18 protein-coding genes are annotated in these 15,993 nt (G+C 59.5%); 10 read left to right on the top strand and 8 right to left on the bottom strand.

Going from position 1 to position 15,993, the window contains the following annotated elements; translation table 11 throughout:
- Positions 1–34: 34 nt before the first annotated feature.
- The 5 genes from mnmE to HJB83_RS12390 all read right to left on the bottom strand — a co-directional run bounded on the left by mnmE (position 35) and on the right by HJB83_RS12390 (position 5,015).
- Positions 35–1,345, bottom strand: a complete 1,311-nt coding sequence (gene mnmE, locus HJB83_RS12410) for a tRNA uridine-5-carboxymethylaminomethyl(34) synthesis GTPase MnmE (RefSeq protein WP_207582312.1) — start codon at positions 1,343–1,345, stop codon at positions 35–37.
- Between the two features lie 188 nt (positions 1,346–1,533).
- A complete protein-coding gene (rho, locus tag HJB83_RS12405) occupies positions 1,534–2,799 on the bottom strand; it encodes a transcription termination factor Rho (protein ID WP_207582313.1) in 1,266 nt (421 codons plus the stop codon).
- Positions 2,800–2,996: 197 nt separating this feature from the next.
- Positions 2,997–3,533, bottom strand: a complete 537-nt coding sequence (gene hemJ / locus HJB83_RS12400) for a protoporphyrinogen oxidase HemJ (protein WP_207582314.1) — start codon at positions 3,531–3,533, stop codon at positions 2,997–2,999.
- 2 nt (positions 3,534–3,535) lie between these two features.
- Positions 3,536–4,582 carry a uroporphyrinogen decarboxylase gene (gene hemE / locus HJB83_RS12395; protein WP_207582315.1) on the bottom strand — a complete coding sequence of 349 codons (1,047 nt, stop codon included), beginning with the start codon at positions 4,580–4,582 and terminating at the stop codon, positions 3,536–3,538.
- A 73-nt stretch (positions 4,583–4,655) separates the two neighbouring features.
- Positions 4,656–5,015, bottom strand: coding sequence for a hypothetical protein (locus HJB83_RS12390; RefSeq protein WP_259671328.1), 360 nt, complete (start codon positions 5,013–5,015; stop codon positions 4,656–4,658).
- Between HJB83_RS12390 and HJB83_RS12385 the strand changes: the two genes are divergently transcribed.
- Genes HJB83_RS12385 through dnaQ form a run of 5 tightly spaced genes read left to right on the top strand, consistent with a single transcriptional unit; the run spans position 4,983 to position 8,613 of the window.
- On the top strand, positions 4,983–5,804 hold the full coding sequence (locus HJB83_RS12385) for a pyruvate, water dikinase regulatory protein (RefSeq protein ID WP_207582316.1): 822 nt from the start codon (positions 4,983–4,985) through the stop codon (positions 5,802–5,804). The two genes, HJB83_RS12390 and HJB83_RS12385, sit on opposite strands and share 33 nt — an antisense overlap.
- Before the next feature lie 33 nt (positions 5,805–5,837).
- Complete coding sequence (locus HJB83_RS12380) at positions 5,838–6,437, top strand: Maf-like protein (protein ID WP_207582317.1); 600 nt, start codon at positions 5,838–5,840, stop codon at positions 6,435–6,437.
- Positions 6,430–7,287, top strand: coding sequence for a shikimate dehydrogenase (locus tag HJB83_RS12375; protein WP_221131587.1), 858 nt, complete (start codon positions 6,430–6,432; stop codon positions 7,285–7,287). The genes HJB83_RS12380 and HJB83_RS12375 overlap by 8 nt, the downstream gene beginning before the upstream one ends.
- Complete coding sequence (coaE, locus tag HJB83_RS12370; protein ID WP_207582319.1) at positions 7,287–7,898, top strand: dephospho-CoA kinase; 612 nt, start codon at positions 7,287–7,289, stop codon at positions 7,896–7,898. Before HJB83_RS12375 ends, coaE begins: the two co-directional genes overlap by 1 nt.
- Positions 7,891–8,613 carry a DNA polymerase III subunit epsilon gene (gene dnaQ / locus HJB83_RS12365; RefSeq protein ID WP_221131586.1) on the top strand — a complete coding sequence of 241 codons (723 nt, stop codon included), beginning with the start codon at positions 7,891–7,893 and terminating at the stop codon, positions 8,611–8,613. Before coaE ends, dnaQ begins: the two co-directional genes overlap by 8 nt.
- 96 nt (positions 8,614–8,709) lie before the next feature.
- On the opposite strand, the gene secB is transcribed toward dnaQ, so the two are convergent.
- Together secB and HJB83_RS12355 are read right to left on the bottom strand one after the other, a co-directional pair.
- Positions 8,710–9,192, bottom strand: coding sequence for a protein-export chaperone SecB (secB, locus tag HJB83_RS12360; protein ID WP_054185477.1), 483 nt, complete (start codon positions 9,190–9,192; stop codon positions 8,710–8,712).
- Between the two features lie 101 nt (positions 9,193–9,293).
- A complete protein-coding gene (locus HJB83_RS12355) occupies positions 9,294–9,800 on the bottom strand; it encodes an FxsA family protein (RefSeq protein WP_311044053.1) in 507 nt (168 codons plus the stop codon).
- A 131-nt stretch (positions 9,801–9,931) separates the two neighbouring features.
- Between HJB83_RS12355 and HJB83_RS12350 the strand changes: the two genes are divergently transcribed.
- From HJB83_RS12350 to gyrB, 5 genes are all read left to right on the top strand, one after another.
- Positions 9,932–10,636, top strand: a complete 705-nt coding sequence (locus tag HJB83_RS12350) for a Tim44/TimA family putative adaptor protein (protein ID WP_207582322.1) — start codon at positions 9,932–9,934, stop codon at positions 10,634–10,636.
- The gene (locus tag HJB83_RS12345) at positions 10,629–11,780 is read left to right on the top strand and encodes a murein transglycosylase A (protein ID WP_207582323.1); all 1,152 of its coding nucleotides are present in this window, start codon (positions 10,629–10,631) and stop codon (positions 11,778–11,780) included. Before HJB83_RS12350 ends, HJB83_RS12345 begins: the two co-directional genes overlap by 8 nt.
- The gene (locus tag HJB83_RS12340; RefSeq protein WP_207582324.1) at positions 11,780–12,346 is read left to right on the top strand and encodes a Smr/MutS family protein; all 567 of its coding nucleotides are present in this window, start codon (positions 11,780–11,782) and stop codon (positions 12,344–12,346) included. Before HJB83_RS12345 ends, HJB83_RS12340 begins: the two co-directional genes overlap by 1 nt.
- Positions 12,343–12,720: a helix-turn-helix domain-containing protein gene (locus HJB83_RS12335; protein ID WP_207582325.1), complete on the top strand. Its 378-nt coding sequence runs from the start codon at positions 12,343–12,345 to the stop codon at positions 12,718–12,720. The genes HJB83_RS12340 and HJB83_RS12335 overlap by 4 nt, the downstream gene beginning before the upstream one ends.
- A gap of 135 nt (positions 12,721–12,855) precedes the next feature.
- The gene (gyrB, locus tag HJB83_RS12330; RefSeq protein ID WP_221131584.1) at positions 12,856–15,291 is read left to right on the top strand and encodes a DNA topoisomerase (ATP-hydrolyzing) subunit B; all 2,436 of its coding nucleotides are present in this window, start codon (positions 12,856–12,858) and stop codon (positions 15,289–15,291) included.
- A gap of 68 nt (positions 15,292–15,359) precedes the next feature.
- Here the strand turns inward: gyrB and HJB83_RS12325 are convergent, their stop codons facing one another.
- The gene (locus tag HJB83_RS12325) at positions 15,360–15,959 is read right to left on the bottom strand and encodes a nitroreductase family protein (RefSeq protein WP_221115382.1); all 600 of its coding nucleotides are present in this window, start codon (positions 15,957–15,959) and stop codon (positions 15,360–15,362) included.
- Positions 15,960–15,993: the final 34 nt, after the last annotated feature.

Here is a 15,993-nt window from a genome sequence, read left to right as displayed (position 1 = left end):
AACCGCGCATATATGCCTCAGCGTTTCACGTGAATCATTTGCCGATACAAAACTCCGAGAAGATCACCCCGAGCAACTGTTCGACATCCACTCTGCCGGTAATTCTGCCAAGAAACTCGGCGGCAATTCGAAGCTGCTCGGTACGTAGCTCAAGACTCACGTTTGTTTCCGAAATCGCTGCCTCTACCGCCGACAAACATTTCGCCAGCGAATCCTTATGCCGTTGGCGGCTGGGGATCGCCATGGACAGACCGCCAAAACGCTCGGCAACAATGTTGCCAATCAACCGCCGCAATTCCGGCAAGCCATCGCCTGTCGCCGTCGAGATCTGCAGATCGTAATGATCCGAGGTATCAATAAGATCCTTCTTCGTGCCGACCGTAACATGCGAAGACGCCGGGTCCAAGTCATCAGGGACGACGGGGTTGACCATGTCGACGAGCAACAGAACGAGGTCAGCGTCGCGCAGTGCAAGGCGGGCGCGGCGCACGCCTTCTATTTCAACCCTGTCATCCGCCTCTCGCAGGCCCGCAGTGTCGTAGAGCTTTATCAGGTAGCCGCCAATGTCGAGATCGACCTGCAAGACATCGCGCGTAGTTCCGGCCATCTCCGTCACGATCGCCACGTCGCGGCGCGCCAGAGCGTTCAGCAGGCTGGATTTTCCCGCATTCGGGGCGCCGGCAATGACGACCTTGAAGCCATCCCTGATAACCTCGCCGGCCGAAGCCGCTGCCAGGTGATGTTCAATATCGCGCCGAAGCGTCTCCATATCGGTCCAGACCATATCGGACACCGAACCGGGAACGTCGTCCTCGTCGGGAAAATCAAGTTCCGCTTCGACCAACGCCCTGGCACGGGTTAATCGTTCCGCCCACGAATCGTAAATAGCCGAAAGCCCGCCGGCGCTCTGTTCGATCGCAAGGCGTCGCTGCATCTCGGTTTCGGCGCCGATCAGATCGGCAAGCCCTTCGACCTCGACCAGATCAAGTTTGCCATTTTCAAAAGCCCGGCGCGAGAATTCACCTTCGACCGCCATGCGAACACCTGGAACATCGGCAAGGGCGTGAAATAGCGCCGCCAGCACGGCCTTGCTGCCATGGATCTGCAACTCGGCAACGTCCTCGCCGGTGAACGAGTGCGGGCCAGGAAAAAACAGCACCAGGCCATTGTCGATCGGCTGTTTGTTACGAATCCGAATCGTTCGGTAGGTCGCATATCGGCCTGCCGGAACCGATCCGACAAGCTCGGTCAACAGATCCCTAGTCGACGGGCCGCTGATGCGAACGATCGAAACGCCCGACGGTGGGGCACCGCTCGAGAGCGCATATATCGTATCGTTCGCCATGGCCTTGTCGCTGTTCCGTCGGTTGGAATCTGAATCGATCCTCTCAAATAGAAAAAGCTGGCGACATCATGACAATGCCTCCAGCTCTCATGAACGCATGTCATCCGGAAGCGTGTGCCGGTTCCAGGATAACGCCATGCATCTAAGGCGCATCAATCGGAGGCGCTCTAGATGAATCCGGCTAAGGACTACGTATTCATCGAGTCGAAGAAGTCGGAATTGGTCTTCGTCTGCTTGAGTTTGTCGATCAGGAATTCGATTGCATCTGTCGTGCCCATCGGCGCGAGAATGCGGCGGAGCACGAAGATCTTCTGCAGATCCTGACGTGGAACAAGCAGGTCTTCCTTACGCGTGCCGGACTTCAGGATGTCCATCGCCGGGAAGATGCGCTTGTCGGCGACCTTGCGATCGAGGACGATTTCGGAGTTGCCGGTACCCTTGAATTCTTCGAAGATCACTTCGTCCATGCGGCTGCCGGTATCGATCAGCGCCGTTGCGATAATCGTCAGCGAACCGCCTTCCTCGATGTTACGCGCCGCGCCGAAGAAGCGCTTCGGCCGCTGGAGTGCGTTGGCGTCCACACCGCCGGTCAGCACCTTGCCTGAGGAGGGAACGACGGTGTTGTAGGCACGGCCCAGACGGGTGATCGAGTCGAGCAGGATGACAACGTCGCGTCCATGTTCGACAAGGCGCTTGGCTTTCTCGATGACCATCTCGGCCACCTGGACGTGACGCACAGCCGGTTCGTCGAAGGTCGAGGAGATGACCTCGCCGCGGACGGAGCGCTGCATGTCGGTCACTTCTTCGGGGCGTTCATCGATCAGCAGAACGATGAGATAGCATTCCGGATGGTTTGCGGTAATCGAATGGGCGATGTTCTGCAGCAGCACGGTCTTACCGGTGCGCGGCGGTGCGACGATCAATCCGCGCTGACCCTTGCCGAGCGGCGCCACCAGGTCGATCACACGCGGCGACAGATCTTTCGTGGTGGGGATATCGAGTTCCATCTTGAAGCGCTCGTTCGGATAGAGCGGCGTCAGATTGTCGAAATGAACCTTGTGACGGATTTTTTCGGGATCATCGAAATTGATGGTGTTGACCTTGAGCAGCGCGAAATAGCGCTCGCCTTCCTTCGGCCCGCGGATCGGGCCTTCGACCGTATCGCCCGTTTTCAGCGAGAAACGGCGGATCTGCGACGGAGAGATATAAATATCGTCCGGACCCGGCAGGTAGTTTGCATTAGGGGAACGCAGGAAGCCGAAACCATCCTGCAGCACTTCGACGACGCCTTCACCAATAATTTCGACATCCTGGCTAGCAAGCATTTTGAGGATGGCAAACATCAATTCCTGTTTGCGCATCGTGCTGGCATTCTCGACCTCGAGCGATTCGGCGAAAGCCAGAAGATCCGTCGGGGATTTGCTCTTGAGTTCCTGAAGCTTCATTTCAGCCATGAAGTGACCAATACTCTTTTCAATTTCGAAGGGGGAAGGCGATGTTGGGTCGTATTCGGTACTGCGAAGGGCTCGCAAACGACTGAACTCTACACACATGCCACGTAGATGAGATGCGCGGAAAATAGCGACTCGCAATCGCCGCCGCAAGAGGGCTGCTTAAAATGAAGCAAATTTAACCGGGAGGCGAGTTTGCCTCAGAACGGCTTCACCACGACGAGAATCACAATTGCGATCATCAGCAGTGTCGGTGCCTCGTTCATGAACCGCCAATAGCGTGCGGAGCGGCGGTTCTCGTCCCGTTCGAAGGCTCTGACGGCGCGGCTGAAGAACATATGAACACCGGTCAGCAGCACGACGAGACCGATCTTGGCATGCAGCCAGCCGCCCTGGAATCCATAGACAGACCAGGCGAGATAGAGGCCGAAAATCCAGGTCAACATCATCGCCGGCGTCATGATGATTCGAAGCAGCCGGCGTTCCATCACCTTGAAGGTTTCCGATTGCACCGAACCCGGTTCGGCATCGGTGTGATAGATGAACAGCCGCGGCATGTAGAACAACCCGGCCATCCAGGAAATCACCGCGATGATATGCAGCGCCTTGATCCAGAGATAGAGATTATCCGGGTTCCAGGCAAAAAGTCCGACCGCCATCAGCGCGAAGAAGGCCAGCGCAAAATGCGCACGCCGGCGGGCGTAGCTGCCGGCCCTGCGATCGGTCTGCTTTTCCATCATCACTTCCCGCCTCGCATCCAGCCGCCCCGAACGCGATCGACCAGCCGGCGCACATGCTCGGGGTCGGCCTGCGGTGTGATGCCATGACCGAGATTGAAGATCAGCGGCCCGTGGCCGAGGTGTTGCAGAATATCGTCGATACCGTCTTCCAGAGCCCGGCCGCCGGCAACGACGCGCATTGGATCGAGGTTGCCCTGAACCGGTCCGTCCTTTTGAAGTTCGGCGGCAAAGGCCAACGGCACCGACCAGTCGAGACCGATCGCATCCGCGCCCGTTTTCTGCCGATATGTCTTCAGCTGGTAGCCGGCACCTTTGGCAAAGGCGATGATGCGGGCGTGCGGTCGCTGGGATTTGACCGAAGCGATCATTCGCGCAACCGGCCTGATCGCGAAGGCCTCGAACTCTCTCTCGCCGAGAACGCCAGCCCAGGAATCGAAGATCTGCACAGCGTCGGCGCCGGCATCGATCTGAGCGACGAGATAATCGGCCGAGACGTCGGCAAGCAGCATCAGCAGATGTTCGAAGGCGCGGGGATGCCTGTAGGCGAAGAGACGGGCAGGGGCCTGATCCGGCGTGCCGTGTCCAGCAATCATATAGGTCGCAACCGTCCAGGGCGCGCCACAGAAGCCGAGCAGGGTGGTTTCGGCTGGCAACCCCTCTCGCAGCCGTCGCACCGTCTCCAGAACCGGGCTGAGATAATCGACAACCGCTTCCCCATTCAACCTGCCGATACCGTCTTCATCGATCGGATCCATCTCCGGGCCACGGCCCTCCGTGAACCGCACATTCCGCTTCATTGCATCGGGGATGACGAGGATATCGGAAAACAGGATGGCCGCATCAAAGCCATAGCGGCGTATCGGCTGTAATGTCACTTCGACGGCGTAATCGGGCGTATAGCAAAGATCGAGAAAACTTCCTGCCTTTGCCCGCGTCTCCCGATATTCCGGGAGATAACGTCCCGCCTGCCTCATCAGCCAGAGGGGAGGAGGGGAGAGGCTTTCGCCCTCGAGAACCCTCATGATCTTTCGGCGCGTGTCGTTCAAGCGCTTCTTCCCTATAAAAAATCAAAGATATTTTAAAAGGTTTCTATTTCTTAGAGTCGGTGTCTATCAAGGATTAAAATCCATCCACCGCCGATGCCATTTGTCGCGCGCGGGCAAAAAACATCGGAAGGATTTTGTCATTTGGCCAAAAGTCCGGGGAGAAGCTGAATCTGAAAATGATTTCAGATCCTTGCGGACGGACGATTTTCCCGATGCTTGTGGATAAACTGTGGACCTGTTCTCGACAAATCCAGCTGTTCCCCGTTTTCCACAAAGCCGGCAGAAACCGATCCGCAAAATTCGAAATGTGGATAAGCAGCCATGTTTTCCCTTGCCCGACACTGCCTCGCCGCCTTAGCTCTGTTTCATCCAGTCTTTTCAACAGGCAGCGGAAAATAACGTGGAGAACAGAACGAACTTCTTTCATCTGCATCTGATTTCTGACTCAACGGGAGAGACTCTGATCTCCGCCGGCCGCGCCGCATCGGCACAGTTCCGATCCGCCCAGCCGATCGAACATGTCTATCCGCTGATCCGTAATCGCAAGCAGCTGCTGCCGGTTCTGCAGGCGATCGACGATGCACCGGGCATCGTGCTCTATACGATCGTCGACCGGGAGCTTGCGAGCCTGATCGATGAGCGCTGCGTCGAGATGGGCGTTGCCTCGGTGAATGTGCTGGAGCCGGTCATGAATGCGTTCCAGATCTATCTCGGTGCCCCATCAAGCCGTCGGGTCGGAGCCCAGCATGTGATGAATGCCGGCTACTTCGCGCGTATCGAAGCGTTGAATTTCACCATGGATCATGATGACGGTCAGATGCCGGATGATTATAACGATGCCGATGTCGTCATCATCGGCATCAGCCGCACCTCGAAAACACCGACCAGTATTTACCTCGCCAACCGCGGCATCAAGACGGCGAACATTCCGATCGTCTATGGTGTGCCGTTGCCAGAGAGCCTGTTCATCGCCACCAAACCGCTGATCGTCTGCCTGATCGCCACCACCGACCGTATTTCCCAGGTGCGGGAAAATCGCATACTCGGCGCCACGCATGGCTTCGATCGCGAACACTATACCGATCGCGCTTCGATTTCCGAGGAGCTGAAATATGCCCGCTCGCTCTGCGCTCGCCATAACTGGCCGTTGATCGACGTCACTCGCCGCTCAATCGAGGAAACCGCCGCGGCCATCGTTGCCCTGCGCCCAAAGCTGCGCTAAGCGCTGACCGGCAGCCGGCACTCCGAGGAACCCATGACGCAGAAACTCATCCTTGCATCGTCAAGCCCCTTTCGGCGGATGCTGATGGAAAATGCCGGTCTATCCTTCGAGGCGCATGCCGCAAGCATCGATGAACGGGCAGTCGAAGCGCCGTTGGAAGAAGCCGGCGCCAAGCCGGATGCGGTGGCCCTCGTCCTGGCCAAGGCCAAGGCCGAGGATGTCAGCAGCCGTTTTCCGGATAGACTGATCATCGGCTCGGATCAGACAATGTCGCTCGGCGACCGCGTCTTCCACAAGCCGCTTGATATGGTCGACGCCGCCAACCACCTTCAGGCCCTGTCCGGCCTAACCCACCGGTTGAACAGTGCTGTCGCGATCGTCAGCAACGGCGCGGTCCTATGGCAACATCTCGCCCATGCGGAGCTGACGATGCGGCCCTTGGCGGCGGATTTCATCGCCAGACATCTGGCGCGGGTCGGCGAACGGGCGCTTTCCAGCGTCGGCGCCTATCAGTTGGAGGGGGAGGGCATTCAGCTGTTCGAGAAGATCGAGGGGGATTATTTCACCATTCTCGGCCTGCCGATGCTGCCGCTTCTGGAAAAATTGCGAGACCTCGGAGCGATCGATGGGTGATTCACGTGAAACATTCGGGCCGAAAGCGTTTGTCACGGGCTTTCCCATCAAGCATTCGCGCTCGCCGTTGATCCACGGATATTGGCTAAAGACGCTCGGCCTGCCAGGCAGCTACTGCGCGCATGAAGTAGCCCCCGAGGCCTTTGCCGATTTCATCCGTTCGCTGAAGGATGGCAGTTCCGGCTTTGCCGGAGGCAATGTCACCATTCCCCACAAGGAACTGGCATTCCGGCTTGCCGATAAACCCGACGCGCTGTCGCGTGAGCTCGGCGCCGCAAACACGCTCTGGCTGGAGGATGGCGCCCTGCACGCGACGAACACCGATGGTCGCGGCTTTATCGCCAATCTCGACGAACGCCATCCGGGCTGGGACCGGCATGAGACGGCGGTCGTCTTTGGCGCCGGCGGCGCCAGCCGGGCGATCATCCAGGCGGTCCGTGACCGCGGTTTCAGAGAGATCCACGTCGTCAACCGCACCGTCGAACGGGCGCGTGAACTGGCAGATCGTTTTGGCCCGAAGGTTTATGCCCACCCGGCCGCAGCACTTGCCGAAGTCATGAAGGGTGCCGGCCTCTTCATCAACACCACCTCGCTCGGCATGGACGGCGAGCCGGCGCCACAACTCGACTTCACGCCGCTTTCAGACGATGCCGTCGTGACCGACATCGTCTATGTCCCTTTGAAAACACCGATCCTGGCACAGGCGGAAGAGCAGGGATTTTCCATCGTCGATGGTCTCGGCATGCTGCTGCATCAGGCCGTGCCCGGCTTCGAGAAATGGTTCGGCCGGCGTCCCGTCGTCGACGCGGCACTGCGTGCACTCATCATCGCCGATATGGAAGCTCACTGATGCTGACGATTGGTCTTACCGGCTCCATCGCCATGGGAAAATCGACGGCGGCAAAGCTCTTCGCCGAGGCGGGAATCCCGTTGAACGATTCTGATGCGGTGGTCCACGATCTCTATACCGGCGAGGCCGCACCGCTGGTGGATGCTGCTTTTCCTGGAACGATGAAGGATGGAGCGGTCGACCGACATGAACTCGGCCGCCAGCTTGCTCTCGATCCGGATGGCTTCAAGCGCTTGGAAGCGATCGTCCATCCGCTGGTTCGCAAGCGTGAGGCGGAATTTCTGGCGCGGCAGCGCGCTGCCGGCGCGGAGATGGTATTGCTCGATATTCCTTTGCTCTTCGAAACCGGCGCTGAGCAAAGAGTGGATGTCATCGTCGTCGTCAGCGCCGATCCACAGATTCAACGCGAGAGGGTGCTTGCGCGGGAAGGCATGACCGAGGAAAAATTCGAGATGATTCTCTCACGCCAGACGCCGGACACGGAAAAACGCCACCGGGCGGATTATCTGATCGACAGCAGCCAGAGGATCGCGGTCACGAAAAAACGGGTGCTCGATATCGTCGCCGACCTGAAAACGCGGATTGCCAAGGGAGATTTCCGGAATGCGTGAGATCATCTTCGATACGGAAACCACCGGTCTCGACAACCGCGCCGACCGTATCATCGAAATCGGTGGGATCGAGCTCTTCAACCATTTTCCGACCGGCAACGTGATCCATATCTTCATCAATCCCGGCGATCAGAAGGTTCACCCGGATGCGCTCGCCGTGCACGGCATCACCGATGAATTCCTGAAGGACAAGAAGCCTTTCGCTGAGGTCGCCGAAGAAATCCTTACCTTCTTCGGCGATGCGAAGTGGATTGCCCACAACGCCACCTTCGATATGGGTTTCATCAATGCCGAATTGGCGCGGATCGGTTTGCCGCCGATCCTGCCGGAGCGGGTCGTCGATACGCTGTCGATGGCCCGGCGCAAGAATCCGATGGGGCCGAATTCGCTGGACGCGCTCTGCCGGCGCTATGGCATCGATAATTCGCACCGCACCAAACACGGCGCGCTGCTCGACTCCGAACTGCTCGCCGAAGTCTATATCGAGATGATCGGCGGCAGGCAGGCAGCTTTCGGCCTGAGCATGAGCGCTACATCTGGTCAGAACGGCCGCGGCGATGGGGCGGAGGAAGACGGTGTGGTGATTGCCGGAGTGCTTGAGCGGCCCCGCCCGCTTGGCCCCCGCCTGAGCCCATCCGAGGCGCAGGCGCATGAGGCGCTTGTCGCCAAGCTTGGTGAAAAAGGCATCTGGGCGAAATACGCCAGCCTCAATTAAACCGGCCTCAATTAAACCGGCCTCAATTGAACCAGCCTCAATTGAAAATGCCCGGGACCAGCCCGGGCATCGACATTTCCAAGATGAAAGATCCGCTCAGTTCGGAACCGCTTCTACCTTGGCGCGGGCCTGTTCTTCGGCAACGCGCTGGGCAAACATCTGCGTGAAGTCGATCGGGTCGATCATCAGCGGCGGGAAACCACCGTTGCGGGTGACGTCGGCGATGATCTGGCGGGCAAACGGGAAGAGCATGCGCGGGCACTCGATGAAGAGAACCGGCAGCATGTGTTCCTGCGGGAAGCCGGCAACGCGGAAGACGCCGCCATAGGCGAGTTCGGTATGGAAAACCGTCTTGTCGCCGTCCTTGGCTTCGGCATTCAGCGACAGCACGACATCGAAATCCGTATCCGAAAGCGGGTTGGCGTTGACGTTCACATTGATGTTGATCGTCGGGGCCTTGTCGCGGGCCTGCAGCGAACGCGGCGCACCCGGATTTTCGAAGGAGAGATCCTTGGTATATTGCGCAAGGATCGAAAGGGTGGGGCTGGCCGCACCGTTGCTGTTGTTATCGTCTGCCATTGGCTTTTCCTCGAGGGGCATGGGAATGGTGCCGCCATCTAACATTTCAGGGAGGGGCTTACAACCCTGGGCGCTTGCCGCGGTTGATCGGTCGAAGCGCCTCAATCGCCGAGATGTTTGCCGGACCACGGCGAGTTGCGGTCCGGCTCCCTATGATAGTCCTCGTCATCGAGATCGACCACCTTCGAGTTCGGCTTGCGGTCGCGGAAATCGGGTTGCGGGCCGGCAGAAAAGCCGCCCTTGGCATTGACGACGACGAAGCGTTTGGCGATTGCCTGCCAGAGGAACTCGCGCACCGGCGGGATGAGAATGAGGATCGCGATGATATCGGTGAGAAAGCCGGGAATGATCAAGAGCAGCGAGGCAACGACGTTCATCGCCGGCCGCAACAGGTCGCGCCCCGGCATCACCCCGTTTCGTCCTTCGCTCGACATGCGGCGCAAAATACCGATGCCCTGCCGGCGCAGCAGAACCATCCCGAGAACGACGCCCAGCATCACGAGCGCGAGCGTCAGCCACAATCCGATTGCCCGGCCGACGACGACGAAACCGGCAATTTCGGCGAGTGGCAGCAGCAGAATGAAAGCTGGCAGGATCGAAAAACGCATGGTCGTCATGTCCCGGGCTTGCCGGTCTCCTCTTGGCGCTGGCGAAGATGCCAGCCATCATTTGAATCATCTGTATAGGCAGACTATATGGGAGTACAAATCAGAGATGTTAACGGTGGCTGCGATACGATATGAGTTCGAACGACTTCATCACATTATTCTTCCTGGTGGCGGCGGTGCTGATTTTCTTTCAGCTCCGCGCCGTGCTCGGGCGCCGCACAGGAAATGAGAAGCCGCCGCGCGATCTCTATACGCCGCGGGATGCGGCTCCGGCAGAAGCCGCCGATGCCGGCAAGGTCGTGACGCTGCCGCGCCGCGACACGACGACGGAGGATGAGGATCGCTTCGCCGCCATCGATGCCTTCGCCGCACCCGGAACGCCACTCAACGAATCGCTGCGCGCGCTGAACAAGGCCGATTCCGCCTTCAGCCCGAAGGAGTTTCTCAACGGCGCCCGCATGGCTTACGAGATGATCGTCATGGCCTATGCGGATGGCGACCGGAAAACGCTGAAGAATTTATTGTCCCGCGAAGTCTATGACGGGTTCGATGCTGCGATCGGCGAGCGTGAAGCGCGGGGCGAGAAGGTCAAGTCCACCTTCGTCGGCATAGACAAGGCCGAAATCACCCATGCGGAGACGAAGGGCAGCGAAGCACAGATCACCGTTCGTATCATCAGCCAGCTGATATCGGCCACCTACGACAAGGCGGATGTGCTGATCGAAGGCGACGCCGAAAACGTCGCCGAGGTCAACGACCTCTGGACCTTCGCCCGCGACACCCGCTCGCGCGATCCGAACTGGAAACTCGTGGCGACCGAATCGGAACATGAGTGACCACGCATCGGACTTCGTCCTGCAGGCCATAAGCTTCGACACTTTGGAAGGCTGGAAGGATGATGATCCCTCCGGCCTTTTTGAAGGCATGCGAAGCTGCCGTCGGCAGATCACCGATGTCAAACCCTACCGCACCGGTTCTCTTGGCCTGAGCTCGGAAGACCTGCTTCCGCTGCTGGTGGCCGCCGAAGATTTCACGCCGTCGTCGCCATCGTCGGCGCGCGCCTTTTTCGAGACCCACTGTCGGCCCTTCCTGATCCGCCGCAGCGATGGCAATTCCGGCTTCGTCACCGCGTTCTACGAACCTGATATCGAGGTGTCTGAGCGGCCGGACGAGGTTTTCCGTTTCCCTTTCTACAGGCGCCCGGACGATCTGGTCGATCTCGACGACACCAATCGCCCCGCCGGGCTCGACAGGTCCTATGCTTTCGGCCGTCTGCATGACGGCCGCATCACCGCCTATCCGGACCGCTGCGCCATCGATCAGGGTTTCCTCGAAGGCCACGGTCTCGAAATCGCCTGGGCGAAGTCGAAGGTCGATCTCTTCTTCGTGCATGTGCAGGGTGCGGCCCGTTTGCGTTACAGCGATGGCCGTATTGGCCGCATCACCTATGCGGCGAAGGCTGGCCATCCGTTCTCGGCGGTCGGCAAGCTGCTGATCGACCGAGGCGAGATTGCTCGCGCCGACATCTCGATGCAGACGATCCGTGCCTGGCTGGCGCGCAATCCCGAGCAGGTCGACGAAGTGCTGTGGCATAATCGCTCTTATATCTTCTTTCGCGAGACGCCCTCGCGGGCCATCAGCCTGCGAACCGCCGATCCTGAGGCAGGTCCGATCGCAGCCGCCAAGGTGCCGCTTCTCGCCGGGCGGTCGCTTGCCGTCGATCGGATGATCCATACGTTCGGTTTTCCCTTTTTCATCCGCGCCGAAAGCCTGACCCATCTCGACACCCATCTCGACCAGGGTCGGCCCTTCCGCCGGCTGATGCTGGCGCTCGATACCGGCTCGGCAATCGTCGGGCCGGTACGCGGCGATATCTTCACCGGCTCGGGGGATATGGCGGGAGAAAGGGCCGGCACCGTCCGCAACGACGCCGATTTCACCATCCTTATTCCCAAAGCCGCCGCCGGAAGATTCGCCTGATGGCCAAGGATCGCAAACTCAGTGCGGATGAGAGGATCCTCTGGGGCAAGGTTGCCCGCAGCACGCGACCGATGCCCGGCAAGGCGGGTGATTTGACCGAGCTCGATGCGTTTCTTGCCGAAGCCGAAGCGGCGTCCGAACGGGAACAGCAAAAACAGACACTCACCCCGGCCATGCCGCCGCAGCCGACCGTACCATCGACATCGAAACCGCCGGCCGGGGTACATCATCCGCTGGAAAAGCCGGTCAAGCGCAAGATCGCCAAGGGCCGGCTGGCGCTCGAAGCGCGGATTGACCTGCATGGGCTGGTGCAGAGCGAAGCTCATGTCATCCTTCTCGATTTCCTGATCCGCGCCCACGAGCGCGGCATGCGTCATGTCTTGGTCATCACCGGTAAAGGCAGCTCCATGGGCAGCGCCGGCGCGCTCAAGCGGGCCGTTCCCCTCTGGTTCTCGAAGCCGGAATTCCGCTACCTGATCTCGTCCTATGAGTCGGCCGCACAGCATCATGGCGGGGAGGGCGCGCTTTACATTCGCCTGTCGCGGCGGCACGGGGAAAGACCATGACTCCCTTTGGAGAGGCGGTTCGCCGGCTGAGAGCGCGCAAGGGTGTCTCGCAGAAGGAAATGGCGGAAGCGTTGAATGTCTCTCCCGCCTATCTCTCGGCGCTCGAACATGGAAAGCGCGGTTTGCCGACATTCGATCTGCTGCAGCGCATCGCCGGCTATTTCAACATCATCTGGGATGAAGCCGAGGAACTGTTTCTGCTCGCCCGCTCGTCCGACCCGCGCGTCGTGATCGACACCTCCGGCCTGCCTCCGGAATATACCGAATTTGCCAACCGGCTGGCGCGGCGGATTCGCAACCTTGACAGTGCAAAGATAGGCCGGTTATCGGCTCTTCTCGAAAATGACGGCAAAGGCGACGGAAAAGCGTCATAATCCCCTGCTTTATGCCATGTTTCGGGGGCCTGCCATTGGGAAGTTGGTTCAAAAAACCTATATACGAGAGTGAAGAAAGCCGGTGATTCGCAAGGCGCGCCGCAGCTTTACGACAACAGGGAAAATCTCGACAGAATGAGCGATACATCCGCGACGGAAAACGGCGTAAGCACCGAATATGGCGCAGATTCCATCAAGGTTCTGAAGGGCCTCGATGCCGTGCGCAAACGTCCCGGCATGTATATCGGCGACACCGACGATGGCTCGGGCCTTCATCACATGGTCTATGAAGTCGTCGACAACGCGATCGACGAAGCGCTTGCCGGTCATGCCGACATTGTCACCGTCACCCTCAATCCGGATGGTTCAGTGACGGTCACCGATAACGGACGCGGCATCCCGACGGACATTCATACCGGCGAAGGCGTGTCGGCGGCCGAAGTCATCATGACGCAGCTCCATGCCGGCGGCAAGTTCGACCAGAATTCCTACAAGGTCTCCGGCGGCCTGCACGGCGTCGGCGTCTCGGTCGTCAACGCGCTGTCCGTCTGGCTGAAGCTGAAGATCCGCCGCCACGACAAGATCCATGAAATGAGCTTCACCCACGGCGTGGCCGATGCTCCGCTGAAGGTCACGGGCGAAGCCCCCAATGAGACCGGCACGGAAGTGAGCTTCATGCCGAGCACCGGCACCTTCACGATGACGGAGTTCGACTACGGCACGCTGGAACATCGTCTTCGCGAGCTCGCCTTCCTGAACTCAGGCGTGCGTATCCTGCTGACCGACAAGCGCCATTCCGATATCAAGCAGGAAGAACTGCGTTATGACGGCGGCCTCGAGGCTTTTGTTGCCTATCTCGACCGCGCCAAGAAGTCGCTGGTCGATAAACCGGTTGCCATCCATGGCGAAAAGGACGGCATCACCGTCGAAGTGGCGATGTGGTGGAACGACAGCTATCACGAGAACGTGCTCTGCTTCACCAACAACATTCCGCAGCGCGACGGCGGCACGCATATGGCCGGTTTCCGCGCGGCGTTGACGCGCCAAGTCGTATCCTATGCCGACAGTTCCGGCATCACCAAAAGGGAAAAGGTGACGCTGCAGGGCGAGGATTGCCGCGAAGGGCTGACGGCGGTCCTGTCGGTCAAGGTGCCTGATCCGAAATTCTCGTCGCAGACCAAGGATAAGCTGGTTTCCTCGGAAGTCCGCCCTGTTGTCGAAAGTCTCGTCAACGAAGCGCTGAACACCTGGTTCGAGGAGCATCCGAGCGAAGCCAAGATTCTCGTCGGCAAGGTCGTCGAGGCGGCCGCCGCACGCGAAGCGGCCCGCAAGGCCCGCGAATTGACCCGCCGAAAGGGCGCCCTCGACATCGCTTCGCTGCCCGGCAAGCTCGCCGACTGCTCAGAGCGTGATCCGACAAAATCCGAAGTCTTCCTCGTCGAGGGCGATTCCGCTGGCGGCTCAGCCAAGCAGGGCCGCTCGCGTGAAAACCAGGCGATCCTGCCGCTTCGCGGCAAGATCCTGAATGTCGAGCGTGCGCGTTTCGACAAGATGCTGTCGAGCCAGGAAATCGGCACGCTGATCACCGCGCTCGGCACCGGCATCGGCAAGGACGAATTCAACGTCGAAAAGCTGCGCTATCACAAGATCATCATCATGACGGATGCTGACGTCGACGGCGCCCACATCCGCACCCTGCTGCTGACCTTCTTTTTCCGCCAGATGCCGGAACTGATCGAGCGCGGCCATCTCTATATTGCCCAGCCGCCGCTCTATAAGGTCTCGCGCGGCAAGTCGGTGCAGTATCTGAAGGACGAAAAGGCGCTGGAGGAATATCTCATCAGCCAGGGCCTGGAAGACGCCGCGCTGAAACTTGGCAGCGGTGAGGTCCGCACCGGCCAGGATCTGCGCGAGGTCATCCTCGACGCGTTACGCATGCGCGCTTTGCTCGACAATCTCCACTCGCGTTACAATCGCGCCGTCGTCGAACAGGCGGCAATCGCCGGTGCCCTCAATGCGGAACTCGTCAGCGACCGCGTAAGAGCACAGGCATTGACGAGCGAGGTCGCAAGCCGTCTCGACATTATCGCCGAGGAAACCGAACGCGGCTGGCATGGCGATCTGGCCAGCGATGGCGGTCTGCGGCTCGAACGCATGGTCCGCGGCGTCAGGGAAATCGTCGTGCTCGATATGGCGCTGATCGGTTCCTCGGATGCCCGACACATCGATCAGTTGACGTCACGTCTCAAGGAAATCTATCAGACGCCGCCGTCGCTGCACCGCCGCGAAGGCGACATAGAGATCTCGGGCCCGCGGGCCCTGCTAGACGCAATCTTTGCCACCGGCCGCAAGGGCCTCACCATGCAGCGATACAAGGGTCTGGGCGAGATGAATGCCGAACAGCTCTGGGAAACGACGCTCGACCCGAACGTCCGTTCCCTTCTGCAGGTCAAGGTCCCCGACGCAACTGATGCCGACGGCCTCTTCGCCCGTTTGATGGGTGACGAAGTCGAGCCGCGGCGCGAATTCATCCAGGAAAACGCGCTAAGCGTCGCAAACCTCGATATCTGATTGTTATTTTTACACGCAAAAACCCCGCCGTCCCGAGATGGCGGGGTTTTTGCGTGTTGGTGCTTAGCTCAGCTTGCGATGAAATGGCCGTTGAAGGCAACTTCGGACAGCGGTTTACGCTGGCTGGGGAATTCGCGCGCTTGATTGCGCTCAGAAAGAACGCTCTTGTCGGCCAGGCGGCCGACGGCAACGCCGGCCTCGACCCGGTAGCCCTCGGGAATGCCAAACGTCTTGCTGATTTCCTCGTGTTTGATGCCGCCCATGCCATGGGCATAGAATCCGGAGAGACGGGCCTGAAGCGCCAAATATCCCCAGGCAGTACCGGCGTCGAAGGAATGGGTATAGCTCGGCTTTTCCTCAGCAGAGCCGGCCGCGCCGGTGAAGCTGCGCGACACGACGAAGATCAGCACCGACGCATTCTTCGCCCATTCCTGATTGGCATCGACGAGCAATGCCACGAATTTCTCCCAATGCTCAGAACCCTTAAGCGCATAGATGAAGCGCCAGGGTTGGTGATTGGACGAGGAGGGCGCCCAATGGGCGGCGTCGAGCAGGTTCAGCAGCTGCGCCTCCTCGATGATTTCGCCGGTGAAGGCGCGGGGCGACCAGCGGTCGAGAAACATCGGATCGATTGGATATTGGGATTCGCGGCTGTTGCTTTTTGTCATGCTGGTTCCGGGAGTTGCAGGCAGAATTCGGATC

Source organism: Rhizobium sp. NZLR11, from assembly GCF_019685115.1.
Taxonomy (GTDB): domain Bacteria; phylum Pseudomonadota; class Alphaproteobacteria; order Rhizobiales; family Rhizobiaceae; genus Rhizobium.
The sequence above is the reverse complement of the archived record's forward strand: the minus strand, read 5'-3'. Positions and strand labels throughout refer to the sequence as shown.